This is a genomic window from Sphingomonas elodea ATCC 31461 (genome assembly GCF_000226955.1).
Lineage (GTDB): Bacteria > Pseudomonadota > Alphaproteobacteria > Sphingomonadales > Sphingomonadaceae > Sphingomonas > Sphingomonas elodea.
In genome coordinates, this window is record NZ_AGFU01000072.1 from 17,658 (window position 1) to 42,987 (window position 25,330).

Genomic DNA, 25,330 nt, shown 5'->3' on the forward strand with positions numbered 1-25,330 from the left:
TAAGGCCAATGGCAGAACCCATGACCCAAACGCTAGCCTTCGATCTTCCGGACGCGCCGGACGCCGATGTGTCGGCAACGATCGCGCGCATCCGGCTTTCGGGCGTGCCGGACGACCGCGCGATGCTCCGCGCCGCCGCCGAGCTGACCCGCGACCTGCACACGCCCAAGCAGTGGCTCTACTGGACCGACTGCCTGCTCTCCGCCGCGATCGGCTATGCCGGCATGGCGACCGCGATGTTCGCGGCCTCGCCCTGGGTAGCGGTGATCGGCGCGGTGGTCGCGGTGCTGGCGCTCTACCGGGCCGAGCTGTTCATCCACGAGATCACCCATCTCAAGCATTCGCTGCTGCCGGGCTTCCGACTGGGCTGGAATCTGGTTGTCGGCGTGCCGCTGCTGCTGCCCTCGTTCATGTACGAGGGCATCCACAGCCTGCACCATGCCCGTACCCGCTACGGCACCGACCAGGACCCGGAATATCTGCCGCTTGCGCGGATGAAGCCGTGGACGCTGCCGCTCTTCCTGCTCGTCTCGGTGCTGATGCCGATCGGGCTGCTGCTCCGCTTCGCGGTGCTGGGGCCGCTGTCGCTCCTGTTCCCCAAGCTGCGCCGCGTCGTCGTCGCGCGCTATTCGGGGCTGCAGATCAACCCGTCGTTCGAGCGCCGCGCGCCCGAGGGGGATTTCCGCCGCCAGTGGTTCTGGCAGGAGCTGGGCGCGAGCGTCTTCGCGATCACGCTGATCGGGATCACCATCGCCGGGATCCTGCCGCTGCGCGCGTTCCTTGCCTATATCGGCATCGTTGCCGCCTCGGCGGTGATCAACCAGGTCCGCACGCTGGTGGCCCACCTCTGGGAGAACGAAGGCGAGCCGCTGACGGTGACCGCCCAGTATCTCGACAGCGTCAACGTGCCCGAGCCGGGCGTGCTGCCCTATCTGTGGGCACCGGTGGGGCTGCGCTACCACGCGCTGCACCACCTGCTGCCGGCGGTACCCTATCATTCGCTCGGCGAGGCGCATCGCCGGCTGGTCGCGGCGCTGGACCCGAGCTCGGCTTATCACAAGGCCAATTATCCCACGCTCTCCGGGCTGGTGGTGAAGCTGGCACAGGGCACGATGCGCCAGCGGTGATTGCGGCGCAGGACGAAAGGAAGGGGCCGGGCACCGCGGGTGCGCCGGCCCTTTTCCTTTCTGATACCGCTACCTTGCCTCGGCACCGCGACGCGCTAGGCTGGCGCGGACGATGAGGGAGAGGATCATGCGTTCGATTTTCGCGGCCGCCGCCGCCTGCTGTGCGCTGCTGGCGCTTGCCAACGGCGCACACGCCCAGACCCGTTGGCCCAACGGCGCCAAGGCGGCGGTGGTGCTCACCTATGACGACGCGCTGACCTCGCAGCTCGACAATGTCGTGCCGGCGCTGGACGCGGCCGGGTTCAAGGGCACCTTCTTCCTCGCCAATGTCGACGGCGCGCAGGTCGGGCGCTGGCGGCAGGTCGCCGCACGCGGGCATGAGCTGGGCAATCACACCATTTTCCACCCCTGCACCAAGGCAAGCTACCCGGCCGATCCGCGCTATGTGAGCGAGGCCTACACGCCGGCCAGCATGCTGCGGGAGATCATCCAGCAGAACGTGCTGCTCCGCGCGCTCGACGGCAGGCCGCGCCACGGCTTCGCCACCCCGTGCGGGCAGAGCCTGGCCGGGGGCGTCGACTATCTGGAGGACCTGCGTAAGGCCAACCTCGTCCCCTATGTCCGCGGCGTGGTCGACACGCCGGCGGACGCGCGGGCGGATGTCGCCAAGGCCGATCCGATGCATATCCCTTCGCGCGGTTTCGGCGAGGGCGCGACGGCGGAGAAGATGATCGCCTATGTCCGCGAGGCCGAGCAGGGCGGCGGCTGGGCGGTGTTCCTGTTCCACGGTGTCGGCGGCGATTACCTCACCGTGCCGGACGCGGAGCATCGCAAGCTGCTCGACTGGCTGGCCGCCCATCGCAGCGAGGTGTGGGTGACGACACTGCAGGGTGCGCTGGACTGGGCCAAGGCGCATCCGGGGAGGTAAGGCCGGTATAGCGTCCCCGCGGGCAACAGGGACGCCGTGCTGAGAAAGGACAGGCCTCGATCAGCCGCGAGCGAGCTGTGGTCGTTTGCGACGCACCGCGCCCCCCGCCAGCGCAGATCCAGCGAGTAGCATGAGCCACGTTCCCGCTTCGGGAACAGCACTGACGCCGGTCGTCTCGCGTACGACGGCATCGGTGGACAGAAAGGCCCCGGGCTGGGCGGTCGAGTCGAATGAAATGGAGGCGAAGCGGATGTCCTCAACATCGAAAACGATGTAAAAATCATCGCTGTTGGCCAGCAACACGTTGCCGCCGTTGATAGCGCCCCCCACCCCGATGCGCCCCGTCTTGCTGATGCCGTTCGGCGGGAAATATCCCGCAATTGGCGTTGCCGAAAAGGGGCCGGCATTAACCTGCCCGTCAGTAACGATCCGCAGAAAATCCGGCGCACCGTAGAAGCCGCTCTGGCTCGTATCGTAGGTGACAGTGATGTCCGCGCTGAACGTCTTGAACGGTGTGGGCTTGTTGAAGAAGTTCGTGAACTGCGACGCGCTGACGTTGAAGCTACGAGTCACCGTCGCAGCATTCGCGCTGCCCAGCGTCGCGGCGCACAGTATTGCCGCGAAAATCCAGTGTTTCATGCCGTTCCCTCCGTTTTGGTTAAGGAGGGGTATACAGGCAGCGTGTTGAAATCAATGCGGAAAGACCAGAAGGGTTCGCGACGTTAATCTAGATTCCAGCGGTGCAGGTCCTTATTCCTCGGTCCGCAGCAGCACCGCCTCGCCGATCATCAGGAACAGCAGGAACGGCGCCCAGGCGGCGAGGAACGGCGGGTAGGCGCCAAGATTGCCCATCGCCAGCGCGAAATTGTCCGCGACGAAATAGAGGAAGCCGAGCGCCATCCCGATCACCACGCGGACGAACAGCTTGCCCGAACGCGCGAGGCCGAACGCCGACACCGCACCCAGCAGCGGCATCAGGAATGCCGACAGGGGCCCGGACAGCTTGTGCCACAGCGAACCCTCCAGCGCCTTGGTCGGCCGGCCGGCTGCCTTCAGCTCGTCGATCGCCGCCCGCAGCTCGGCGAACGAGCTCGAATCCGGGTCGACATGGGCGAGGGTGAACTGGTCCGGGCGCACGCCCTGGCCGATCACCGTGTCGCCCACCGGCGCGAGCGTGGCACTGGCGACGTCGAACCGCTTGGCCCCGTCGACCTTCCAGGCCGTGCCGGCGCGGGCGCCGTGCTTGGCGGTGAGGATCGAGGCGAGCGAGCCCTTGTTCCGTTCATAGACCGTGATGTCGTACAGCTGGGCGGCATCGCCCTTGCCCTTGATCTGCTGGACATTGATCAGGTTGCCGCCTGCCTGCACCCACACATTGGCGCGGTCGCCCCGATCAACGGGAAGCGGCGCATATTCCACCTTCTTCCACTGCTCCAGCGTGGCGGTCGCGCGGCTGACGATGCGGTCGTTGAACAGGAAGGACAGGCCGGCGACGACCAGACCGGAGAGCATCAGCGGCGCCAGCACCTGGTGCGCGGAGAGCCCGCCGGACTTGAGCGCGATGATTTCGCTGTTCTGGTTGAGCTGGGCGAGCGTGAAGATCGCGCCGCCGAGTACCGAATAGGGCAGGAAGGTCTGCATGATCTGCGGCACGCGCAGCGTCACGTAGCGCAGGATCTCGCCATTGCCGTTGCCGGGATGCGCGAGGATCGCGGCGCTTTCGGTCAGCAGGTCGAGCGAGGTCAGCACCAGCACCAGGGCGCCGAGCAGCGCGAAGGTGCGGAACACGAACAGCCGCGCCATGTACAGCGACATGGTGGGCGAGGGGAACAGCCCGGTCAGGTTCATCGTCCCGCCTCCGCCTTGCGGCGACGTCGCTTGGCGCCGGGCATCAGGCGCCCGATCAACTTGCCGGTCTTGGCGAAGGCGCGTTCCAGCGCGCCGATCGGCTGTCCGCCGGGCACATAGGCAACGGTGTAGTACATCCAGATCGTCAGTCCCGCGAAGATCGAGAAGGGCACCCATAGCGCCAGGATCGGATCGATCAGGCCCAGGCTGCCCACGCCCTGCGCATATTCGTTCACCTTGTGATAGGTGACGATCATCAGGATCGACAGGAACACGCCGAGCATCGAGGTGGAGCGCTTGGGCGGGATCGCCAGCGCCACCGCCAGCATCGGCAGCAGGAACATCGTCGTCACCTCCGCCATCCGGTAGTGGAAGGCCGAGCGGCTGGTCTCGCGGTCGGTCTCCGGCGCGGAGCGGTTGCGGCCGATCACTGCCAGTTCGGGCAGGGTCCGTTCCAGGTTGCTGTCGCCGCGCTTGCGGAACTGCTCGTACTTGGGAAGCGGAATCGGCAGGTTGTGGGTGGTGAAGGTGAGCACCCGCGGCACCGGCGAGCTCTTGTCGTAATGGACGAGCGTGCCGTTGGTGAGCCGGAAGATGATCGTGTCGGGATCATCGGCGCGCAGGAACTGGCCCTTTTGCGCGGTCACCGCCAGCGGGGTGCCGCTGGGCGTTGTCATCTCCACGAAGATGCCGCGCAGGTCGCGTCCCTCGTCCTGGCTCGATTCGATCCGCAGCGTCATTTTCGAGCCGAAATTGGTGAACTCGCCGACCTTGATCGAGGCGCCGAGCGCGCCCGAGCGCAGTTCGAAGCGCAGCTGCTCGTAATTGTAGCGCGAGGTGGGCTGGACAAAGCCGACGATCGCGAAGTTCACCGCGGCCAGCACGATCGCGTACATATAGGGCACGCGAAGCAGCCGGGTGTAGCTGATGCCGACCGCGCGGAGTACGTCGAGCTCCGACGTCGTCGCCAGCTTGCGGAAGGCGAGCAGCACGCCGAGCATCAGGCCGATCGGAATACCGAGGCCGAGATATTCGGGCAGCAGGTTGGCGAGCATGCGCCAGACGACGCTCACCGGCCCGCCCTCGGTCGCGACGAACTCGAACAGTCGCAGCATGCGATCGAGCACGAGGAGCATCGCGGAGATGATCAGAGTGGAGACCAGCGGCACCGCGATCAGCCGCGCCATGTAGCGATCGATCGAATTCATGCTGTCCGCTGAACGTCCTTCGAGAGTGATCCTTCCGCCCACCGAACGGAAAACGAACCGAAACGATCCGGTCGCGTATAGCCGTGCTGAACGCCGATGCCACCCGGAAAGTGTCATCGGCGCAACGGCATTTGGGCCAAAGGCGCCGCCGGGGGTGACGGAATCGCGCCGAACGTCTATGGGCGCGCGATGCATTTCCTCGATCAAGCCAAGATTTTCGTCCGCTCGGGCGCCGGCGGCCCCGGCGCGGTGAGCTTCCGCCGCGAAAAGTTCATCGAATATGGTGGTCCCGACGGCGGCAACGGCGGCAAGGGCGGCGACATCATCTTCGAAGCGGTGGCCGGCCTCAACACGCTGATCGACTTCCGTTACACCCAGCATTTCCGCGCCCCGCGCGGTGGCGGCGGATCGGGCTCGAACCGCACCGGTCCGGGCGGCGACGATCTGGTGATCAAGGTGCCGATCGGCACCCAGGTGCTGGCGGACGACGACGAGCGCACGCTGCTGGCCGACCTGACCAAGGAAGGCCAGCGCGTGGTGTTCCTGCGGGGCGGCGACGGCGGGCGCGGCAATGCGAGCTACAAGACTTCGACCAATCGGGCACCGCGCCAGCACGGTACCGGCTGGCCGAGCGAAGAGGCCTGGGTGTGGCTGCGCCTCAAGCTGCTCGCCGATGCGGGTCTTGTCGGGCTGCCCAATGCCGGCAAGTCCACCTTCATCAATGCGGTGACGAACGCGCAGGCCAAGGTCGGCGCCTATGCCTTCACCACCACGCGCCCGCAGCTGGGCGTGGTGCGCCACAAGCAGCGCGAATTCGTCGTTGCCGATATTCCCGGCCTGATCGAGGGGGCGGCGGACGGTGCCGGCATCGGCGACCGCTTCCTCGGCCATATCGAGCGCTGCCGGGTGCTGCTCCACCTCATCGACGCGAACGACGAGGACGTGGCGACCAGCTACCGCATCGTCCGCGACGAGCTGGAGGCATATGGCGCCGGCCTCGCCGAGAAGCCGGTGGTGATCGCGCTCAACAAGATTGACACGCTGGACGACGAACTGGTCGCCGCCCTGTCGGCCGAGCTGGAAGAAGCCAGTGGCGCGCAAGTTATCCCGCTGTCCGGCGCGGCCGGCACGGGTGTCGACTGGGTGCTCGATCAGTTGTTGGAAGTGATCGGGCCGAACGAAAACCGCGCGGCCGATGAAACGGCGGAAGATGGCGAAGAACCGGTCGAATGGTCGCCGGTCTGACTTATTTCTAGGGCACAGCCGCACTCCTGATTTCTTTCGGGAGAGGCGCGGATGGGTGCGTTCGGCTGGTTGCGCAAACTGTTTGGTGCGAAGGCACAGGCGGTTGGCGAGCTTGGCCCTGGTCGAATGGCGAGCCTGGCCGAGCGCTCGGCCGAGGCGCGCGGGCGGTTCTGGGCGGCGCTCGGCCCGGCAAGCGACCGCATCCTTTCCTCCGCGCCGGCCGGTTTGCGCTGGCCGGGTGGTCATGAAGCCTATCGACTGATCCATCGCGGCAACGCGCTGCTGCTCGCCACCGACGGCCTGTCCGACCCGTTCGACGCGGAGGCTACGGTCAACGGTTTCGAGATAGAGCTGTTCGTCGAGGGGCCGGGCGAGGGCGCGTCGACGCCGGTGGCAGGCGATGGCTGGATGCTGGAAGTGCTGCGGCGGGTGGCGGCGATCGTCGCGGAAGAACAGGGCATCCTCGGCCCGCTCGAACGCCATGGCCCCATTGCGCTCGAACTCACCAACGTTTCCGCCTCGGCGGCAATCGCCGCCCGGCTGCCGGCCCATTTCCTGACGGCGGACGACGTACTGGGGGTGATGATCGGCGGTCCCGATCCCGACTTCGAAACCCAGATCGCGGACATGCCACTGTCGCCCGTGCGGGTGGTGCCGGTGGTGCTGCTGACTGCCGCCGAGTTGGGAGAAATTCGCGCTGGCGACAGCGACACCCGCGACGGGGTGCTGGCGGCCCTGCAGGCGACCGGCGTCGGCCATTGCAGCGACCTCCTGCGCGAATCGATCGTCTGATCGGCTTGGCATATGGCAAATCGCACCGCTAAGAGCGCGGCCATGTCCGCGCCCGCACGCCCCTCCGACGCCATCGGTTTCAGCCCTTCCACCTGCGGCCGGCTGGTCGTGAAGGTCGGCTCCTCGCTGCTCGTCGACCCCGAGGGCCGGATCCGGCGCGACTGGCTTGCGGCGCTCGCCGCCGATCTCGGCAGCCGGGCGCGGGAGGGGCAGCAGCTCGTCATCGTCTCCTCCGGCGCGATCGCCCTGGGCGCGCGGCGGCTGAAGCTCCCCAAGGGCGGGCGGGCAAGTCTGGAGGATGCGCAGGCGGCCGCGGCCACCGGCCAGATCGCGCTGTCCAGCATCTGGGCCGAACTGCTCCACGACCAGGGGATTGTCGCGGCCCAGATGCTGGTGACGCTCGACGATCTCGAGGATCGCCGTCGCTATCTCAACGTCTCGGCGACGCTCGACCGGCTGCTGCGCCTGGGCGTGGTACCGGTGATCAACGAAAACGACTCGGTGGCGACGGAGGAAATCCGCTTCGGCGACAATGACCGGCTCGCCGCCCGCGTCGCGAGTGCGGCCAATGCCGATGGCGTGGTACTGCTGTCCGACGTCGACGGGCTGTACACGGCCAATCCGAACACCAATCCCGATGCCGTGCTGATCGAGACGGTCGACATCATCGACGAGCGGATCGAGTCGATGGCCGATCGCGGCTCGGGCTCGGGCATGGGTTCAGGCGGCATGGTCTCCAAGATCGAGGCGGCGCGGATCGCGACCAGCGCGGGCGCGCATCTCGCGATCGCCGACGGCCGTGTGGAGCATCCGCTCGCTCGTCTGGCGGCAACACGGCGGGGGACGCTGTTCCTGGGGCAGAAGGGCGCTGCCGCCCGCAAGGCATGGCTGCGTGGTGGACTTACCGCCAAGGGCGCCATTCATATCGATGCCGGCGCCGCGCAGGCCTTGAAGGAAGGACGCAGCCTGTTGTCGGCCGGGGCGACCCGGGTCGAGGGTCGGTTCGCGCGCGGCGATCTGGTGGTGGTCATCGGGCCGGACGGCAAGCATCTTGCGCGCGGCCTGGCCGAATATGGCCATGTCGACGCCTCGCGCATCGTCGGGCGGCGGAGCGAGGAGCTGGTCGAGCTGCTCGGCTATGCGCCGCGCTCGGCGCTGGTTCATCGCAGCCATATGGCGCTGCTGTGAGCGTCTTCGCCCTGACCGGCGGCACCGGCTTTGTCGGGTCGCGACTGATCGATCTCGCGCTGGAGGCAGGCCATCAGGTCCGCGCGCTTACCCGGCGCGACCAGCCGGCGCGCGACGGCGTCACCTGGGTGCGCGGCGATCTGGATGCGACGGCAGCGCTTGCCGCGCTCTGCTCCGGCGCCGACGCCGTGATCCATGTCGCGGGCGTGGTGAACGCGCCGGACCGCGAGGGCTTCGCACACGGCAACATCACCGGCACCGCCAACATGCTCGCGGCCGCCAAGGGGGCGGGGGTGCGCCGCTTCGTGCATGTCTCGTCGCTTGCCGGGCGCGAGCCGCAGCTGTCAGCCTATGGCTGGTCCAAGCGTGAGGCGGATGCGCTGGTCAAGGCCTCGGGCCTCAACTGGACGATCGTCCGCCCGCCCGCGATCTACGGCCCCGGCGACCTGGAGATGCTCGAGCTGTTCCGCGTCGCGCGCTTCGGCCTGGCGCTGCTGCCGCCCGGCGGCCGCATCTCGGTGATCGAGGTGAGCGATCTCGGCCGCCTGCTGCTTGCGCTCGCCGCGACCGACACCTTCTCCGGCGAGATCGATCCCGATGACGGCCGGGCAGGGGGCTGGACCCACCCCGAATTCGCCCACGCGATTGGCCGGGCGGTCGGCCGCCGCGTGCTCGCGCTGTCGCTGCCAAAGGCGGTGCTGATGCTGGGCGCGCGGGTCGACCGGCTGTTGCGGGGCAAGCGCGCCAAGCTGACGCCCGACCGCGTCTCCTATTTCTGCCATCCCGACTGGGTGGCGGACCCCGCGAACCGCCCGCCCAGCAACCTGTGGGCGCCGCAGGTGGAGACCGAGGCGGGGCTGGTCGAGACCGCGCACTGGTATCGCGCCAAGGGGCTGCTCTGAGTCCGACGCACGCTTAACCATTCTATAATGGGGGCATGTGGACCGCCCCGATCAAGCTCATCCTCTGGGATCTCGACGACACGCTGTGGCGGGGTACCCTCGCCGATGGCGATGCAGTGGCGCTGTTCGAGCAGCGCGCGGAGATGATCCGGGCGTTCAACGCGCGCGGGGTGGTCTCGTCGATCTGCTCGAAGAACGACTTTGATGCCGCTCGCGCGAAGCTGGAGGCGTTCGGGCTGTGGGACGAATTCGTCTTCCCGCATATCGCCTTCACCCCCAAGGCCGAGGCGATTCGCGGGATCATCGCCGATATGCAGCTGCGCGCGCCCAACGTGCTGTTCATCGACGACAACCCGCACAATCTGGCGGAAGTCCGCCATGCGCTGCCCGAGATCCAGACGCTCGACGCGACCGCAGCGGATGCCGACGAGCAGCTCGCCGGCCTGCTCGCGCTCCAGACCGCCACGCGCAGCCGTGTCGCCGAATACCGCATCCTGGAGGCGAAGAAGCGCGATCGCATCGCCGTGGCGGGTCAGTCCAACGAGGAGTTCCTGCGCGCCTCGGGCCTGTGCGCCTGTGCGCCGTTCATCATGGACAACCTGGAGTTCGTGCCCCGCATTGCCGAACTGATCAACCGCGCCAACCAGCTGAACTACACCCAGTCCCGCGTCGATCCGGCTCAGCTCGAGGCCGACATCATCGACGTGACCAACCATGACAGCTGGTCGATCTTCGCCTGGGACAAATACGGTCGCTACGGCCTGGTCGGCTTCGTGATGTGGCACCGCGTCGAGCAGCGGCTGGTGCACTTCACCTTTTCGTGCCGCGCGATGCACATGGGCCTGGAGGAGTATGCGCTGGGCAAGATCCGCGCGCTGTGGCCGGAAGCCGATTTCAGCGCGCTGAACGGCCGGTTCAGCCGCGTGCCGCCCGACTGGATCGAGGATCATGGCTTCGACGAGCCGGAGGTGCGCGCCGCGATCCGATCGGAGCTGCTCGCCCAGCCGGTGATGGCGCCCGCGATCCGCATCCTGTTCGACTGCCAGTCCGGCGGCATCGCGCATTACAGCCGCTTCCGCCCCGCGATCGAGTTCGACAACGCGCCGCGTCTGTTCGCGCTTCGGATGATGGAGGACGGCAGCTACAAGGAACAGCGCTTCCCGCCCTTCCTCGTCTACGGCGCGACGATCGACTATCTCGACAATCGGTGGCCGAACCAGTGGCACCTGCTGGAGATCGGCCTCTACCAGAAATGCGTGCTTCGGCTGTGCATCCATGTGCTGGAGAACGACCATCGCATGCTAGTCGTCCTGCCGCCCGAAGATGCGCCGATCACGAAATACCGGCTCGGCCTCAACCATTCGCCCGAGCGGGCGCGCATCTTCAACGCGGTATGGCGGCAGATGGCGCGGGAGAATCCCGGACGCATCTTCACGCTCGAGGTCGCCGACCTGCTCGACAGCTATGACGAGATGGCGGACGTGACGCACTTCCATCCCGGCCTCCTCCAGAAAATCGCCGAGCAGACCGATCTTTGGGTCTCGCAGCTGCTGAGCGAGGCCGGTGGGGATCAGGCGGCCGCCGCCTGACCTTTGGGGTATTGCCCCGCCACGGGCTCGGTTTCGCCGCATTCGCTTGGCACCTGCGGCCGATCAATCTAAGGACCGGCCGCATGACTGACCGTGCAGAAATCTTCGACATCGTCGCCGCGCAGATCGAACCCTTCAACAAGAAGGGCGTCGCGCTTTCGGACACCACCACCTTCGCGGGCGATCTCGAATGGGACAGCCTGACGGTGATGGATTTCGTCGCCGCGATCGAGGACGAATTCGACATCGTCATCACCATGAACATGCAGGCCGAGATCGAGAATGTCGGCCAGCTGGTCGACGCCGTGCAGAAGCTCAAGGGCTGAACCCGATGACCGACCTGATGAGCAAGTTCGACGGCCTGATCGCCGAGCGCCAGGCGCTGCTCGACAGCGGCGTGATCGATCCGTTCGCGATCGTGATGGAGCAGGTCAAGTCGCCCACCGAGGCGGTGATCAAGGGCAAGGACACCATCCTGCTCGGCACCTACAACTATATGGGCATGACGTTCGATCCGGACGTCATCCAGGCTGGCAAGGACGCGCTCGACCGGTTCGGTTCGGGCACCAACGGCAGCCGCATGCTCAACGGCACCTTCCGCGACCATATGGAAGTCGAGCAGGCGCTGCGCGACTTCTACGGCGTGTCGGGCGCGATCGTGTTCTCGACCGGCTATATGGCCAATCTGGGCATGATCTCCACGCTCGCCGGCAAGGGCGAGTACATCATCCTCGACGCCGACAGCCATGCGTCCATCTATGACGGCTGCAAGCAGGGCACGGCGGAAATCGTGCGCTTCCGCCACAATGACGTGACCGACCTGGACAAGCGCCTCGGCCGCCTGCCGGCCGAAGCGGGCAAGCTGGTGGTGCTGGAGGGCGTCTATTCGATGCTCGGCGACATCGCCCCGCTTAGGCAAATGGTCGCCGTCGCCAAGAAGCACGGGGCGATGGTGCTGGTCGACGAAGCGCACTCGATGGGCTTTTTCGGCCCCAACGGCCGCGGCGTGTACGAGGACCAGGGTCTCGAGGACCAGGTCGATTTCGTCGTCGGCACCTTCTCCAAGTCGGTCGGCACGGTCGGCGGCTTCTGCATCTCGAACCATCCGAAGTTCGAGGCGATCCGGCTTGCCTGCCGTGCCTATATCTTCACCGCCTCGCTGCCGCCCAGCGTGGTGGCGACCGCGGCCACCTCGATCCGCAAGCTGGCGACCGCGCACGAGAAGCGCGCCCGGCTGTGGGCGAATGCCCGCAAGCTGCACGGCGGTCTCACCGAAATGGGCTTCAAGCTCGGCACCGAAACGCCCGAAAGCGCGATCGTCGCGGTGATCCTGGAGGACCAGGAACAGGCGGTGACGATGTGGCAGGCGCTGCTGGAGAACGGCCTGTACGTCAACATGGCGCGCCCGCCGGCCACCCCGGCCGGCACCTTCCTGCTGCGCTGCTCGCTCTGCGCCGAGCATCGCCCCGAGCAGATCGAGCGCGTGCTGGGCATGTTCCGCGCCGCCGGCCAGGCGGTTGGGGTGATCGCCTAAACGCGGCTTTTCAGCGTGGTTCCAAACGCCTAGAGTCGGGGTCGGATGAGCGAAGCGATCCCGTCTCTGGAGCGTTCGGTTCACGCCAAGAACTGGCGCCTGTTGCTGCTCGGTGCCCTGGCAGTGGCGGGCGTGCTGGTGCTGGGTGCGCTGATCCTGATTCAGCAGCGTACGGATCTGGAGCGCGATCGCGCGATCGCGCTACGACAGCACAGCTTCGAAGTGATTCTGCGCGCCAATCAGCTTTCGGGCGGCATCGCCGCGGCCGAAGCGGCGCTCGGCCGTTATGTGGTGAGCGCCGACCGTAATCTTGGTCAGCAATATGCCGAGCAATGGCGCAGGGCCGGCGAGGCCTTCCAAAGCCTGCGCCAGCTGACGCGCGACAATGCCCAGCAACGCGATCAGATCGATCGCCTGCAGCAGGCCTTCGCCCAGCGGGGCAAGGAACTGGACGAGACCGCGCTCTACACCACCTACAAGCGCGACCGCGATGCGTGGGGCGCCTATTATCAGGTCCGCGAGAGTGACGCGCGACGACAGCTCGAGGCGCTTCTCGACAGGATCGTCGAGCAGGAGCGGGGGCTTCTCGACGACCGCACGCGGGCTGCCGCCCAGCTGATCGAGAACAGCAGCTATGCCTCCCGCGTGCTCAGCGGATTCGGCCTGGTGATCGTGCTCGGGGCGGTAATTCTGGGCTGGCTGGCGATCGAGGCGCAGGGGGATCGCGCGCTTGCCGACGCCGATGCCGCATGGGAACGCGAGCGCGCCGGTCAGCTGCGCGAGGCTGTCGCCGCTGCCACCGCCCAGCTGCGCGAGGAAGCGCGCGAGCGCGAAGGCGCCGAGGCCAAGCTCCGTCAGGCACAGAAGATGGACGCGGTCGGCCAGCTTACCGGCGGCATTGCGCATGACTTCAACAACATGCTGGCGGTTGTTCTGGGCGGAGTGGAGCTTGCCCGACGCCAGATGGACAGCGATCCCAAGGAAGCTGCCCGCCACCTCGACAATGCGATGGAAGGTGCCCACCGAGCGGCGGCGCTCACCCGCCAGCTGCTCGCCTTCTCGCGTTCCGAATCGCTCGCCCCCGAGGCGGTCGATGCCGGTGCGCTGATCCGTGGCATGCGCGACCTGATGGACCGTACGCTGGGCGACGCCATCCGCGTCGAGGCGCAGGACCGCGGCATGGGCTGGCGTATCTGGGTCGATCGTCACCAGCTGGAAAATGCGGTGCTCAACCTGGCGGTGAACGCACGCGACGCGATGAACGGGCGGGGGACGCTGACCATCATCACTGGCGAGTCGCGGCTGGCCGCCAACGAGGTGGGGCATTGCGCTGCGGGTGACTATGTATCCGTCGCGGTGCGGGACACCGGCTGCGGCATGACGCCCGAGGTGCTGGAGCGCGTGTTCGAACCCTTCTTCACCACCAAGCCGGTAGGCAAGGGCACGGGGCTGGGGCTCAGCCAGATCTTCGGCTTCGTGCGCCAGTCGGGTGGCGGCATCGCGATCGAGACGGCGCCGAGCGAGGGGACTACCGTCACGCTGTACCTGCCTCGCTACACGGGGGCGGTCTCCGGCGCCGCGCCCGCCCCGGCCCGCATCGACGCGGGTGAAGAACAGTCCGGCGAGCGCTATGACATTCTTGTCGTCGAGGATGATCCCCGGGTGCTGGCGGCGACGCTGGCAGCCCTGCGCGAGCTGGGCCATCGCCCGGTCGGCTGCGCGGACCCGCTGCGCGCGCCCGCCGCGATCGAGGGGATGGCGTCGATCGACCTGATCATGACCGACGTTCTGATGCCCGGCCAGACCGGTCCGGAGATGATCGCCGGGGTCGAGGGGCGGCTCCGTGGTGCTGCCGTGCTGTTCGTCACCGGCTTCACCGGTGAGGCGAGTGCCGAGCAGCTCCGCGACCGTCCGGTGCTGCGCAAGCCGTTCACGGTCGCGGCGCTGTCCCGCGCCGTGCACGAAGCCGTCGAGGGGGAAGCGCGGCGGGTGGCGCAGGCGGCGGAATAGTCTATCGCTTCCCGGACGGGGGAGGGCTGCGAATGGCAAGGCGGATGGTCGCAGTGGCAGTGCTGATCGGCGTAACCGCGTGCGATGCACGAACCGACCATGACGTCGCGGTTCGTGCGGCTGCGATTTCCGGTGCGATGCTCCGAGGCAAGGCACGGGCCTTGTACACCGATCTCGCAATGGGTGCCTGCCGCCGTCCCGAAGGGAAGGCTCTGAACGCCGTGCGCCGCGAGGAGGCCGCCTTCGTGGCGGCGCTGGAAAGCGGGGTGGCCGGTCCCGCGGCCGATCATCCGGCGATCGCGAGGGAAGATGTCGCCTACGCGATCCGGGCCGGGCGCGCGCCGTGCTGGGGCAATGTCGAAGCCGGTTTTCCGGAAGCGCATCGGAGCATGGTCTTCCGCGACATTCTCGCGCGCATCGTCGTCGCACCCACGCTGGTCGCGGGCGGCTAGGCGGCGGCGGTCTCGATCCGTTCGCGGAGCATCGCCGCGGCCAGGTCGCGCGCCTTGTCGCGGGGGAGCCCCAGCGCACGCGCCATCGGGGCGCCGAGCAACGCGTCGCCCAATGCCATCAGGGTCAGTTGGAGCGTCTCCTCGCGCAGCGGCGCGCGCGAATCGGCGCCTTCGCTGATCCGGTCGACCAGCCGATGAATCGCCTCCATGATGGGATCGAGCGCGTCCTGGTTGCCGGTGAGCAGCATCCAGCTGGCGAGCGCGCCGGCACCTTCGCGCCCGAATGCGTCAAAGGTGAGGTCCACCACTTCGCGCAGATTCTGGTCGCCGCTGCGGGCGCGCAGCACCGCTTCGCCGATCTTGGCGGTCACTGCCTCGGCCATGCTCGCGGCGAGCGCTTTCTGCAGCCCCGCCGCGGAGCCGAAATGGTGCAGCAAATTGGCATGGGTGCGACCGATCCGGGCGGCAACGGCCTTGAGCGTCACCGCCTGCGGGCCGTCCTCGATCAGCAGCGCGCGCGCAGCCTCCAGTGCCGCGTCGCGCGATTCTTCGGGGGAGAGGCGCTTGCGCACCGGCATGGTCGTCAACGACACTTCATCCTGACTATCGTACATAGGATTACGTACTGCATTGCGCCAACCCTCACGGCTCGGCGCGAATTCCGTTCTGGTTTCAATCTACTGATAACCGCACTATCCGTCTCCCCGTGGTCGCGGGGAAAGTTTCAGGAAAGCGACGGACCGCAGGTCAAATGGGGGGGTAATGTCGATACGCAACAAGATTCAATCGAGCATACTCAATCGCTTGCTTTCGATGGTGAACGAACAATCGCAGCCGAATCTGAATGCGCTGAATGACATTGTCAAAGAGGTGCGTGTTCTGGAGCTGAATATGAAGGCGTTCGGCTACGATCTCGCGAGAAAGATGGCTGCTGCGCTGCCGCCAACCGTCGACCGGGGGCCGCAAGTCATCGGCCTGCAATCGAAGGGCTGCACCCAAAGCGACATGGAAAGTGACTGGGTCGCACATTGGGCGCACGCGATCGGTACCCCCATGATTTACCATCGAAAGCTGTGGGAGTTTGCGTACGTGCTCCAAGCGCTGTTCGAAGGGGGGCATTTGCAGCCGGGGCAGCGTGGCCTGGGCTTTGGTTGCGGTGCGGAGCCGATCCCAAGCTATCTCGCGGCACAAGGGGTCGGCGTGACGGCGACGGACTTTTCACAGGAGGAAGCGATCGAATCGGGCTGGGTCGACACGAACCAGCATCTCGGCTCCGCAGCAGTTCCGTTCATCCCGCACCTTGTGACCAAGGAGGTTTTCGAGCGTTTCGTGGAGATCGATACCGTTGACATGAATGCCATCCCGGACCGCCTTAAGGGTTTCGATTTTTGCTGGTCGATCTGCGCGTTGGAGCACTTGGGAAGCATCGAACGCGGCCTTGCCTTCATCGAGCGCTCACTCGACACGCTTCGCCCGGGCGGCACTGCAGTTCACACACTAGAGTTCAACGTTGAGGCAGATGGACCAACGGTCGACAATTGGGTGACCGTGCTGTTTCAGCAGCGACACCTGGAGGCAATGGCGGCGCGCCTGGATCGTGCCGGCCATCGCGTCGCTCCCTTGGATTTCTCCACGGGTGCGGGAGTGTTGGATGGTTTCATCGACATGCCGCCCTGGCACGACGCACGCACGCAGGGAGGGGCGGCCGGGCTCGGAGAGCCTTCGCACTTGAAGCTGTCGATTGACGGATTCGTCTGTACCTCATTCGGTATTGTCGTTCGAAAGGGGGCGTGACGCCCCCTTTCGTGCCGTCGAATCGGCACTCATGCGGCTACAGCGAAAGGCGTCTTTGATCGGGCGATCTCGTCCATCTCCAGCACCAGCCGCACGCACGCGACATTGCAGCCGCGTCCTCGTGACCAGATCGGCTGGATCGTCCCAGACGAACGAAACCCCAACTTGCGCAACACGCGGCCGGAGGCAGGATTGTCTACATAGTGTCCGGCCGTGATCCGGCGGATGCCGGTCGCATGTGCGGCAGCCAGGGCCGCGCGTGCAGCTTCCGTGGCGTAGCCCTTGCCCCAGGCGGCGGGGGTGAGCCAGTAGCCCAACTCGTGCGGCTCCTCGCCTGCCGCTTCAATCCCGACGCAGCCGATCAGCGCCGTCTCGCCGCCCTGGTGCTCGAACACCAGGAAGCGCGTATCGGTCCAGTGCTGGAGGAAGGTTTCCGCCGCTTCGATCGAATAGGGCCAGGGCACGCGCGACAGGTTGCGCACGACCGCCTCATGGTCGATCGCCCGGGCGAGGGCAGGGGCGTCCTCGGGCCAGCCGGGGCGCAGTGTCAATCTCTGGGTCCGCACGAACATGACCAATACTCCTCGGTCCTGCAGCTCCCCACGCCATGTCCATGGCGTACGGGTGTTGCGCTGCGATTGCAGGGAGCATGAAAAAAGGGAGACCGGGGCAACCCGTCTCCCTTTTCGCGTTGGTTCGTCGAACCCGGGTCACCCTGGTGGGCAACCCGTACGGTCGCCCGATGTTATTCGGCCGCCTCGGCAATCATGTCTACGGAGCAGAACTTGCGACCAAGCTTGCCTTCCTTGAACGACACGCGGCCGTCGGTGAGCGCGAAAAGGGTATGGTCCTTGCCCATGCCCACGTTCACGCCCGGGTAGAATTTCGTGCCGCGCTGACGCACGAGAATGTTGCCGGCGAGAACCGTCTCGCCGCCGAACTTCTTCACGCCAAGACGGCGGCCAGCAGAGTCGCGACCGTTGCGGGACGAGCCGCCTGCCTTCTTATGTGCCATTGCCTAATACTCCTCGTATCTCGCCAGTCGCTCAGTTCGCCGCGCCGATGGCGGTGATCTTGAGGATCGTGTGTTGCTGGCGATGGCCGTTCTTGCGGCGATAGTTGTGCCGGCGGCGCTTCTTGAAAACGATGACCTTCTCGCCCTTCGCCTGCGCGACGATCTCGGCAGAAACGGTCAGGCCGTCGGTCGGCTTCAGCTCGCCGCCATCGCCGGCAAGCAGGACGTCGCCCAGCGTCACCGTCGAACCGGCTTCGCCGTCGAGCTTCTCGACGACGATCTTGTCTCCTGCGGCAACGCGATACTGCTTGCCGCCCGTGCGCACGATAGCGAACATCGGTCTCTTCTCTGGTTCAAATGCATGTGCCCGCCAAGGTTGCACCTCGGCAGGAGGAAGGGCGCAACTATGCGAGGGGGGCGGGATTGTCAACCGTTTCGCAAGACGCGCCTGCGATTTTCCGGGACATTTCCGCCGCCCGGCGCCCTTAGTGGCGGTGGGTGCGCTTCAGCAGGTAGCGCCCGGCGTCGAAACGTTCAAACAGCCCGCTGATTCCCGGGTGATAGACCGGCTCGTCGCTGTCGTCCGCCACCAGATTCTGCTGGCTGACATAGGCGATGTAGGTCGAGTCGTCGTTTTCGGCGAGCAGATGGTAGAAGGGCTGGTCCTTCGCGGGCTGCATGTCGACGGGAATCGAGTCGTACCATTCGTCGGTATTGGCGAAGACCGGATCGACGTCGAAGATCACGCCGCGGAAATCGAGAAGACGGTGGCGCACCACGTCGCCGATCGCGAAGCGCGCGCTGGCGATCGACGGCATCGGCGTGCCGGACGAAGCGATGGTAAGCGAACCGTTGGTTTCTGACATGGTCCTCAATCTAGGGTTGCGGAGCCGCAACGGCAACGGTGGAGACGGCGTAGGATCCCGTTCCGGGAACGGCGAGGGCGGTGCGGGGCGCTTCTCGCACCGCGAAAAAACTTGAAACTGCCTGCTTGCGGGGCCCGGAACTTTGCGCTAGTGGCCGCGCCTCACAGCGACCGGTACGCAGGTCGGGGCCTCCCCGAAGGTGCGTATCCTCCCATGCGGAGAGGTGCCGGAGTGGTCGATCGGGGCGGTCTCGAAAACCGTTGTGCGGGTAACCGTACCGAGGGTTCGAATCCCTCCCTCTCCGCCATTGGGGCATTCCAGACAGTTCAGAACGATACCAAAAGGCGCTGATTTCAGCGCCTTTTTGCGTTATACCTCCCCCAGAATGATCCCGATTTGTTCCAATCAAGCCGCGCGGCTATAGGGGTACGGATCGGGGTATCGCTTTTGGTGTGGGGGTATCGATGCTCACTGAAGTTGCCATCAAGCGCGCCGAGCCGCGCGAGAAGCCGTACAAGATGGCCGACGCCGGCGGCCTGTTCCTCTACGTCGCCCCCTCGGGCCTGAAGTCCTTCAGGATGAAGTTCCGGTTTGGCGGCCAGGAGAAGCTGCTGACGTTCGGCCCTTACCCTAGCGTGAAGCTGTCAGAGGCGCGCGAGCGGCGCGATGAGGCGCGCCGGCTGATCCGCGACAACATCGATCCGTCTGGCGCTCGGGCGCGCAAGGAAGAGGAGAAGCGCCGCGCCGAGATCGAGGCGGCGAAGCAGCTGACCTTTGAACAGGCCGCGCGCGCTTGGCACGAGCTGCAGAAGGGGCGGTGGGCTCCCGTCCATGCCGACGATGTGATCACCAGCCTCGAGCGCGATATCTTCCCGGCGCTGGGGCGCTTTGCGCTCGCCGAGATCGACGCACCCATGGTCTTACGCGCGCTGCGCAAGGTGGAGGAGCGCGGCGCGATCGAGACCGCGCGCCGGCTGCGGCAGCGCATCTCCGGCATTTACGCGATGTACGTCTCGGAGGGCGTCGTCTCCGCCGACCCGGCGGCAACGGTGGTGAAGGCGCTCAAGCCGCTGCCGAAGAAGGGCCGGCAACCCGCGATCACGAATGTTGACGGCGCGCGCGAGGTGCTGATCGCCGCGGAGGCTTCCGGCGCCAGCCCCATCACGAAGCTGGCCTCTCGCTTCCTTGCGCTCACCCAGGCCCGGCCGGGGATGGTGCGCGGTGCTGAGTGGCGAGAGATTGAGGGTGTCGATTGGACCGGCGACCGCTTCGGGCCCTTCCTGCCGATATGGCGCGTGCCGGCGGCGCGGATGAAGCTGATCCTCGACCTCAAGGACGAGGAGGCGTTCGAGCACGTCGTTCCGCTTAGCTGGCAAGCTGTCGACGTGCTGCGCGCCGCGCGGCGGCTCACCGGCCGCAACCAGCTAATCTTCCCAGGCCAGCGGCACAGCCATAAGCCGCTGAGCGAGAACGCGATCGGCTATCTCTATAATCGCGTCGGCTTCCATGGCCGCCATGTGCCGCACGGCTGGCGGTCGTCGTTCTCGACGACGATGAACGCGCTCGCGGTGAAGCAGAAGCGCCTGGGCGATTCCGAGGTGATCGAGCTGATGCTCGCCCACGTGCCGGCGAACAAGGTGAAGGCTGCATATGACCGCGCCGGCCACATGGAGCGCCGGCGCGTGTTGACCCAGGAATGGGCGGACCTGTTGATGGACGGGATGATCAGGGCGAACGATCTGATCGGGGAGCCGCGGCGCTAGGCCGCGGTTTGCCACCCTGCCGGGTTCGCGACCCATGCATCAATGTCGCGCTCGTACCACGCCACCAGCCCAACGCTGATGTTCACCTGCTTCGGGAAGGTGCCGGCGGCGATCTTTCGATAGATCGTCGTGCGGCCCAGCCCGGTGCGTTGCTTGACCGCCGCGAGCCGCAACAGGCTGTCCTGCTGTCGACTGTAATTGCGCGCGAACTCCTCCCGCGTCTCAACCTGCATTGGTGGTCTCCTTTTGTTCTGCGCCTCGACGCGGCCTCGCTTCTTCGTTCATGACTGCCAAGCCTCGCGGTTTATGAACTCCATATTGCGCGCCTCGATGAATGGTTCTCGATCATCCTCGTCACGATCATCTTCATCGCCGCTGGTTCGCGCCTCGATAATGTAGAAACCGCCATCATCCTCGTCGCGCAGGCCTGCTGCGATCGCGGCTTCACGGGTCGCGTAGGATCCGATGTTGTAGAGGGCGTCTTGTTCAACGCTGTCCTGGTCGCCAACCCACCATAGCCAGCGTTCTGCAGCATGATCGGCCTGTGTAAGCTCAGCCATCGCTTTTCTCTCCTTCTAGCTGCCGGGGCAGCGGCATGGGCACGACCTGCCCCGTCGATAGGTTGATGAAGCCGCCGGCGTGGCCGATCGAGCCGCGGCCGAGCAGGTCGAACAGCAGCGCCAGGGCGTGGCTGGCGACCACTCGGTTCACGAACAGCGACTGCTTCTCCAAGGCCTCCGCGACCGAGCAGGATGGTGCGTCGTCTTCGGTTATCGTATCGTCGGCCAGCTCGGGGAAGTGCTCGAGCACCGTCGGCAGCCGCCGAGGATCATCCTTGTCGCTTCGCTTCGGGCACCCGATCAGGAACTGGCCGTCCGTGGCGCGGTTGCCGAGGTCCATCCAGTAGATCGGCGGCTTGCGAGAGCGGAAGGGGTCGGGCTCCGATGTGAGGGCCACCCCGATCGCACGCCGCGCGGCCGCGGTGTCGACGCAGGTGATCAGCAGATCAAATGCCTGCACATCGACGCTGTCAGGCGCGCGGCCGTGGACCGCCTTCCAATCCAGGCCGTGGGCCAGGTTGATGCGCTCGACCAACGTTCGCGCCTTCGAGGCGCCGAGGTCGCAGCGGTAGAACGGCTGGCGGCCGAGGTTCGCCTCGCTGACCGTGTCGTCGTCGACCACCGTCACATCGAGCGATCGCGACGAGATCGCCCTCAAGGCAGTGTCGAGCGAGGCGAGCCCCATCAGGATCTGCGCGCCGTTTCCGCCGCAGCCGACCAGCAGCAGCTTGATCCGGGCATCCTGCAGCTTGGCGGCCAGGTAGTGGCGATCAGGCTGCATCGGGCGCCTCCGAGAACGGCAGGCTGGGCAGGGGCAGGAACATGCCGCCGGCGCAGAGGCGAGCGGCGAACAAGGGCGCCTCGGACTGGCCCAGGCGGCCAACCACCACCGCAACCTTGGTGCTGTTTCGATCGTCGGCGTCGTCCGTCGCGCTGAAGAACGCCGGGCTGGTCCCGTGGCTATGGAGGTCGCAAACGACGTGGCAGTCAGGCCCTGGGTGCGGCGTGCGATAGACCAGGCGGGAGGGCGTGGCTGCGTCGATCACCGGGAAGTCGATCGAGAACTCGCCGGTTCGCTCGTTCCAGAGGACGAACGCTGCGGCCTCGTTCGGCAGCGCCTGGCGGAAGTGGTCGAGGATTCGGCCGAGCAGCGCGCCGGGGATCAGGCCGCACCGAAGCAGCACCGCGTCGGGCCCGGTCTCACCGTACGGCGCATGGCACTCCGGACCTTCGGTGACCCGATAGTCCAGCTGCAGCCAGGGGCGGCGCAGGATCAGCATCATGCCGTCGGTGCCGATCGCGAAGCCGTGGCTCGCGCGGGCGGTCCGCAGCGCATCGATCGCCGGCGAGCGGCCGACCGGCGGCACTGGATAGCAGGGCACTGCGTCTAGCACCGCGCCGCCGGTAGGATCTTCAGCAAGTCTCATCAGCATGCCCACTCGATAAGCTGCGCCACCGTGATCGGCCGGAGGTCGGCCGGGCGGCGCTGTTGCGGGAAAAAGGTCTTGAGGCGGCGGACCGGGAAGCGCTTCGCCTGGCGGGCTGCGAGATCATCCCACAGCCGGACGAGGCCGCCCTTGCCGGTGACCGTCTGGTCCTGGCCGGCGTTCGGGTGCGTCGACCACGAATCGAACACGGCCCGCTCATATTCGGCCATCGCCGCCACGCTCAGCGCCTTCGGCTTGGCGATGTTGCCCCAGCAGAGCTGACCGCCGAGGAAGACGTTCAGCACCGGCGAGTGCAGCACCGGCGTGTCGGCCGCCGGGCGCGCATTGGACGGGAGCGCATAGACCCCAAGGCCGCGGCGCGAGCGGCTCGCGCGCTTCGCCGTGCGCCGGCTGGATGCCGATTGCTTGGTGAAGCGCGGTGAGCTTGGGGCTGCAGCTGGGGCGGCCATCGTGTGCAGGGTCGCTAGCATCGGTTTCGATCCATTCGAGCAGTGTCTTGCGGGGCGGCGGGGCTATTCCGCTCATCGTCCCTTCGTGCCCACGGCGCGCCGATACTCGGTCAGCAGCACGCCATTGGTGGGCCCGGTGTCGACGGTCTCGGCGTTCAAGATCGCCGGGTAGAGCGTCGAGTGATAGGCCCGGAGGCCGGCGGGGTCGTTCGCGAGGTGCGGCGGCACCGGCAGGTCGATGCCGTCATAGCGATAGGTGCGGGTGAGCTGGGTGACTTGCATGGCAGTATCCTCGGTCAGAAAAGGCTGACGGGCTCGCCGGGGGCCGCGGTGGCGACCGTAGCGGCAGCGACGGTGGGTTCGGGTTTCGCTTCGGCTGGCTTCGCGGCCGGCTTCGCCTTCGCGGTGGCGCTCTTCGCGGCCTCGGTGGCAGCGCGGTGCTCAGCGAGCTGGTCGGCCAGCGTCTTTCGCGCTGCGAAGATCTGGCCGAGCGCGCCTTCCTCGCCGCGCGCGAGCTCGGCGTCGATCTCCGCGGCGGTCGCAGTGATCGAGATCGGCCGCGCCTCGCCGGCATCGAGGGCGGCCTTAGCGCCCTCTGCCTTCCGCGGCAGGATGGTCAGGGTGACCGTACCGTCCGGCCCGGCGGCAAGATCCAGGCCGAGGGAGTAGCGGGCGAGCATCGGCAACAGGCTGGTGATCAGCATCGATTCAATCCTTGGTGATCGGGGAGGCGGGGCGCGCTTCAGCGGCGTGCGGCGGGCCATAGTTGCCGGCCAGCGACATGCAGCTGGGGATGCGCCCGGCCCAATCGAAGCCGGTGGCGTTCAGCATGGAGCCGATCAGCGTCTTCAGCGGCTGGGTGAGGAGCTGGGAGAACTGCTTCTCGCCCATGTGCGACACCAGCCCGCACTCTTTTGCGACGAACCTGAGCTCGTCCCTGTTCAGCAGCTCGAGGAATTCGCGATCGACGCGCCAGTGCTGGCGCAGATCGACCTCGAACTCGGATGCCAAGTCCGTGACCTGCGCAAACCGGGCCGGCGAACCGCTCTTGATGAAGCTACCCGCGATATCGGCGACGCGCAGGTGGTCGGCGCTTTCGGCGATCGCCGCTGCGACGGCCTCGCGCCACTTGCGCTCCCGGGTGCTCGACAGCCTTGCCGCCAGGCTGGTTGCCGTGACCTTGCCCTTCTCCGAGGCGGCCGGCTTCGCTGCGGGAGCGGCCGAGGGCGCCGGGTCTTTGCGCTTCTCCGCATCAACCTCGGCCGCCTTGCCCTCGTCGCCAGCGAGCTTCGCTGCAGCCTCCACCTTGAGCGTGAAGCAGGCGGCATTGGTGCAGTGGCCGTCTTCGACGTGCGTGTCGAACAGCGCGCGCTGGCGAGCGGAATTGTACCCGCACCCGGCGCATTCGGTCTTGTCGAAGGTGACCGCCGCGAGGCTCTGCGTGACCCGCATCAGCAGCTCGCGCGTCTTGGCGACGTCGATGCCGCTGCTCAGGATCGTCTCGAGCGCCTTGTCCTGCTTGTCGTCCGGCACGGCGGCGAGCAGCTCGGCATGGCCGACCTTGATCCGGCGCTCGTCCAGCGCCGTCTTCACCGCCGAGGAAAGGCCCGCCAGCGCCAGACGCCGATCGAGCTTGCTCGCCGACCATCCCAGGCGGCGGGCCGCCTCGGCACGATCATCGGCGCACGCGGCCAGCACGCGCACCGCGGCGTCGGCCTGCTCGGTTTCGCTGGCGTCTTCGCGGACGTCGTTCTCGTCGATCGCGGCCTCAAGCGCCTCCTGGTCGCTCATGTCGCGGATGATCGCCGGCACGGTGCCGTCTGGCCCGAACGCCTCAAGCGCAGCGCGATAGCGGCGGCCGCCTGCGACGATCGAATAGCTGTCCTTCGCGTCGGGCGCGGGCCGCAGCAGGATCGGCTGTAGCATGCCGCGCAGCCGCAGCGATGCGACGAGCTCGTCGTGCTTGGCCTGATCGAAGTAGCGGCGCGGGTTCTCGCCTGGCCGAACGGACGAGAGGGGAACAAGCGTCGGGGCTGCTGAGGCAATCGCATCCTCAGGCGGGCGGTCTGGGGTGGTCATCGGCAAAGCTCCGGATTGGCCGAGCGCAGCAGCGCATCGGCGTGGCACCAGGATGAAGTGAGCGGACACCAGCACTGCAGGTCGCGCCCGCGCAGCTGGTGGAGGCAGGCAATCAACCGGCGGCGCCAGCGATACAGGCCGTTGATCTCCGGCTCGTCGAACGCCGCGGCGCGCAGCACGCGGGGGCTGAGATCGCCATCCAGCCAGCTGCGATAGAGGATCACGCTGCGCGCGTGGCCGATCTTCGGGCGATCGCTGAACGGGTTTCCCCAGACCGTCGGGCGGCCGACATAGACGGCGCCGGCAGGCGTCCGTGCGTCGCGGCGGCGGGTGCGTTGCAGGCGAACCGGCTGGCGCTGGGCGAGCGGGTTGATCGGAGGGGCGGTGCGCCCCTCCGATCCTATGGCGACGAACTTGGAACAGGCGGTCACGAGTAGCTTGCCCCGTCGCCGTAGCCGTAGCCGTCGCCGTCGCCGGAGCCGGAGCCGTCGCCGTAGCCGTCGCCGTAGCCGTCGCCGTAGCCGGAGCCGTAG

Annotated in this window: 30 protein-coding genes and 1 tRNA gene; 14 read left to right on the top strand and 17 right to left on the bottom strand. The window is 66.8% G+C overall.

Annotated features, from left to right (window positions below):
- Window positions 1-20: 20 nt before the first annotated feature.
- The gene (locus KK7_RS0117240; RefSeq protein ID WP_010545896.1) at window positions 21-1,127 is read left to right on the top strand and encodes a fatty acid desaturase family protein; all 1,107 of its coding nucleotides are present in this window, start codon (window positions 21-23) and stop codon (window positions 1,125-1,127) included.
- A gap of 127 nt (window positions 1,128-1,254) precedes the next feature.
- Window positions 1,255-2,055, top strand: a complete 801-nt coding sequence (locus KK7_RS0117245) for a polysaccharide deacetylase family protein (protein WP_010545897.1) — start codon at window positions 1,255-1,257, stop codon at window positions 2,053-2,055.
- Between the two features lie 60 nt (window positions 2,056-2,115).
- On the opposite strand, the gene KK7_RS0117250 is transcribed toward KK7_RS0117245, so the two are convergent.
- The 3 genes from KK7_RS0117250 to lptF form a co-directional block, all read right to left on the bottom strand.
- Window positions 2,116-2,694: a PEP-CTERM sorting domain-containing protein gene (locus KK7_RS0117250; RefSeq protein ID WP_010545898.1), complete on the bottom strand. Its 579-nt coding sequence runs from the start codon at window positions 2,692-2,694 to the stop codon at window positions 2,116-2,118.
- Window positions 2,695-2,805: 111 nt separating this feature from the next.
- On the bottom strand, window positions 2,806-3,903 hold the full coding sequence (lptG, locus tag KK7_RS0117255; RefSeq protein WP_010545899.1) for an LPS export ABC transporter permease LptG: 1,098 nt from the start codon (window positions 3,901-3,903) through the stop codon (window positions 2,806-2,808).
- On the bottom strand, window positions 3,900-5,111 hold the full coding sequence (gene lptF, locus KK7_RS0117260; RefSeq protein ID WP_010545900.1) for an LPS export ABC transporter permease LptF: 1,212 nt from the start codon (window positions 5,109-5,111) through the stop codon (window positions 3,900-3,902). Before lptF ends, lptG begins: the two co-directional genes overlap by 4 nt.
- A gap of 189 nt (window positions 5,112-5,300) precedes the next feature.
- On the opposite strand from lptF, the gene obgE reads away from it, so the two are divergent.
- The 9 genes from obgE to KK7_RS0117305 all read left to right on the top strand — a co-directional run bounded on the left by obgE (window position 5,301) and on the right by KK7_RS0117305 (window position 14,823).
- The gene (gene obgE, locus KK7_RS0117265; protein WP_010545901.1) at window positions 5,301-6,356 is read left to right on the top strand and encodes a GTPase ObgE; all 1,056 of its coding nucleotides are present in this window, start codon (window positions 5,301-5,303) and stop codon (window positions 6,354-6,356) included.
- Between the two features lie 126 nt (window positions 6,357-6,482).
- Window positions 6,483-7,148: a suppressor of fused domain protein gene (locus KK7_RS0117270; RefSeq protein ID WP_237709245.1), complete on the top strand. Its 666-nt coding sequence runs from the start codon at window positions 6,483-6,485 to the stop codon at window positions 7,146-7,148.
- Window positions 7,149-7,190: 42 nt separating this feature from the next.
- Complete coding sequence (proB, locus tag KK7_RS0117275; protein WP_010545903.1) at window positions 7,191-8,336, top strand: glutamate 5-kinase; 1,146 nt, start codon at window positions 7,191-7,193, stop codon at window positions 8,334-8,336.
- The gene (locus KK7_RS0117280) at window positions 8,333-9,238 is read left to right on the top strand and encodes an NAD-dependent epimerase/dehydratase family protein (protein ID WP_010545904.1); all 906 of its coding nucleotides are present in this window, start codon (window positions 8,333-8,335) and stop codon (window positions 9,236-9,238) included. Before proB ends, KK7_RS0117280 begins: the two co-directional genes overlap by 4 nt.
- Window positions 9,239-9,273: 35 nt before the next feature.
- Window positions 9,274-10,827, top strand: a complete 1,554-nt coding sequence (locus KK7_RS0117285) for a hypothetical protein (protein ID WP_010545905.1) — start codon at window positions 9,274-9,276, stop codon at window positions 10,825-10,827.
- A gap of 83 nt (window positions 10,828-10,910) precedes the next feature.
- Entirely contained in the window at window positions 10,911-11,153 is a 243-nt protein-coding gene (locus KK7_RS0117290; RefSeq protein ID WP_010545906.1) for an acyl carrier protein, read from the top strand.
- A 5-nt stretch (window positions 11,154-11,158) separates the two neighbouring features.
- Window positions 11,159-12,361: a serine palmitoyltransferase gene (spt, locus tag KK7_RS0117295; RefSeq protein ID WP_010545907.1), complete on the top strand. Its 1,203-nt coding sequence runs from the start codon at window positions 11,159-11,161 to the stop codon at window positions 12,359-12,361.
- A gap of 45 nt (window positions 12,362-12,406) precedes the next feature.
- Window positions 12,407-14,371 (top strand): ATP-binding protein, encoded by a 1,965-nt coding sequence (locus KK7_RS0117300; RefSeq protein WP_010545908.1) that lies wholly within the window; start codon window positions 12,407-12,409, stop codon window positions 14,369-14,371.
- A gap of 53 nt (window positions 14,372-14,424) precedes the next feature.
- On the top strand, window positions 14,425-14,823 hold the full coding sequence (locus KK7_RS0117305) for a hypothetical protein (protein WP_138983990.1): 399 nt from the start codon (window positions 14,425-14,427) through the stop codon (window positions 14,821-14,823).
- Here the strand turns inward: KK7_RS0117305 and KK7_RS0117310 are convergent.
- Window positions 14,820-15,401, bottom strand: coding sequence for a TetR/AcrR family transcriptional regulator (locus KK7_RS0117310; RefSeq protein WP_029623393.1), 582 nt, complete (start codon window positions 15,399-15,401; stop codon window positions 14,820-14,822). The genes KK7_RS0117305 and KK7_RS0117310 overlap by 4 nt on opposite strands.
- Before the next feature lie 184 nt (window positions 15,402-15,585).
- On the opposite strand from KK7_RS0117310, the gene KK7_RS0117315 reads away from it, so the two are divergent.
- Window positions 15,586-16,617, top strand: coding sequence for an SAM-dependent methyltransferase (locus KK7_RS0117315; RefSeq protein ID WP_010545911.1), 1,032 nt, complete (start codon window positions 15,586-15,588; stop codon window positions 16,615-16,617).
- A gap of 29 nt (window positions 16,618-16,646) precedes the next feature.
- On the opposite strand, the gene KK7_RS0117320 is transcribed toward KK7_RS0117315, so the two are convergent.
- From KK7_RS0117320 to hspQ, 4 genes are all read right to left on the bottom strand, one after another.
- Window positions 16,647-17,189, bottom strand: coding sequence for a GNAT family N-acetyltransferase (locus KK7_RS0117320; RefSeq protein WP_010545912.1), 543 nt, complete (start codon window positions 17,187-17,189; stop codon window positions 16,647-16,649).
- 173 nt (window positions 17,190-17,362) lie between these two features.
- On the bottom strand, window positions 17,363-17,632 hold the full coding sequence (gene rpmA, locus KK7_RS0117325; protein ID WP_010545913.1) for a 50S ribosomal protein L27: 270 nt from the start codon (window positions 17,630-17,632) through the stop codon (window positions 17,363-17,365).
- A 31-nt stretch (window positions 17,633-17,663) separates the two neighbouring features.
- The gene (rplU, locus tag KK7_RS0117330; protein ID WP_010545914.1) at window positions 17,664-17,969 is read right to left on the bottom strand and encodes a 50S ribosomal protein L21; all 306 of its coding nucleotides are present in this window, start codon (window positions 17,967-17,969) and stop codon (window positions 17,664-17,666) included.
- A gap of 148 nt (window positions 17,970-18,117) precedes the next feature.
- The gene (gene hspQ / locus KK7_RS0117335) at window positions 18,118-18,498 is read right to left on the bottom strand and encodes a heat shock protein HspQ (RefSeq protein WP_010545915.1); all 381 of its coding nucleotides are present in this window, start codon (window positions 18,496-18,498) and stop codon (window positions 18,118-18,120) included.
- A gap of 217 nt (window positions 18,499-18,715) precedes the next feature.
- Here hspQ and KK7_RS0117340 point away from each other — a divergent pair.
- Window positions 18,716-18,805, top strand: a tRNA-Ser gene (locus KK7_RS0117340).
- 211 nt (window positions 18,806-19,016) lie between these two features.
- The gene (locus tag KK7_RS0117345) at window positions 19,017-20,261 is read left to right on the top strand and encodes a tyrosine-type recombinase/integrase (RefSeq protein ID WP_237709246.1); all 1,245 of its coding nucleotides are present in this window, start codon (window positions 19,017-19,019) and stop codon (window positions 20,259-20,261) included.
- Here the strand turns inward: KK7_RS0117345 and KK7_RS21065 are convergent.
- Genes KK7_RS21065 through KK7_RS0117390 form a run of 9 tightly spaced genes read right to left on the bottom strand, consistent with a single transcriptional unit; the run spans window position 20,258 to window position 25,228 of the window.
- Window positions 20,258-20,494 (bottom strand): helix-turn-helix transcriptional regulator, encoded by a 237-nt coding sequence (locus tag KK7_RS21065; RefSeq protein ID WP_010545917.1) that lies wholly within the window; start codon window positions 20,492-20,494, stop codon window positions 20,258-20,260. The genes KK7_RS0117345 and KK7_RS21065 overlap by 4 nt on opposite strands.
- 48 nt (window positions 20,495-20,542) lie before the next feature.
- Complete coding sequence (locus KK7_RS0117355) at window positions 20,543-20,821, bottom strand: hypothetical protein (RefSeq protein ID WP_010545918.1); 279 nt, start codon at window positions 20,819-20,821, stop codon at window positions 20,543-20,545.
- Window positions 20,814-21,602, bottom strand: a complete 789-nt coding sequence (locus tag KK7_RS0117360; protein WP_010545919.1) for a PRTRC system ThiF family protein — start codon at window positions 21,600-21,602, stop codon at window positions 20,814-20,816. Before KK7_RS0117360 ends, KK7_RS0117355 begins: the two co-directional genes overlap by 8 nt.
- Window positions 21,592-22,248 (bottom strand): PRTRC system protein A, encoded by a 657-nt coding sequence (locus KK7_RS0117365; RefSeq protein WP_040599043.1) that lies wholly within the window; start codon window positions 22,246-22,248, stop codon window positions 21,592-21,594. Before KK7_RS0117365 ends, KK7_RS0117360 begins: the two co-directional genes overlap by 11 nt.
- On the bottom strand, window positions 22,248-22,739 hold the full coding sequence (locus tag KK7_RS21070) for a PRTRC system protein B (RefSeq protein ID WP_010545921.1): 492 nt from the start codon (window positions 22,737-22,739) through the stop codon (window positions 22,248-22,250). The genes KK7_RS0117365 and KK7_RS21070 overlap by 1 nt, the downstream gene beginning before the upstream one ends.
- Window positions 22,740-22,790: 51 nt before the next feature.
- A complete protein-coding gene (locus tag KK7_RS0117375; protein WP_010545922.1) occupies window positions 22,791-23,000 on the bottom strand; it encodes a PRTRC system protein C in 210 nt (69 codons plus the stop codon).
- 14 nt (window positions 23,001-23,014) lie between these two features.
- Window positions 23,015-23,422 carry a PRTRC system protein E gene (locus KK7_RS0117380; protein ID WP_010545923.1) on the bottom strand — a complete coding sequence of 136 codons (408 nt, stop codon included), beginning with the start codon at window positions 23,420-23,422 and terminating at the stop codon, window positions 23,015-23,017.
- A gap of 4 nt (window positions 23,423-23,426) precedes the next feature.
- Window positions 23,427-24,797 carry a PRTRC system ParB family protein gene (locus KK7_RS0117385; RefSeq protein ID WP_010545924.1) on the bottom strand — a complete coding sequence of 457 codons (1,371 nt, stop codon included), beginning with the start codon at window positions 24,795-24,797 and terminating at the stop codon, window positions 23,427-23,429.
- Window positions 24,794-25,228, bottom strand: a complete 435-nt coding sequence (locus KK7_RS0117390) for a DUF4326 domain-containing protein (protein WP_010545925.1) — start codon at window positions 25,226-25,228, stop codon at window positions 24,794-24,796. Before KK7_RS0117390 ends, KK7_RS0117385 begins: the two co-directional genes overlap by 4 nt.
- Window positions 25,229-25,330 lie beyond the last annotated feature (102 nt).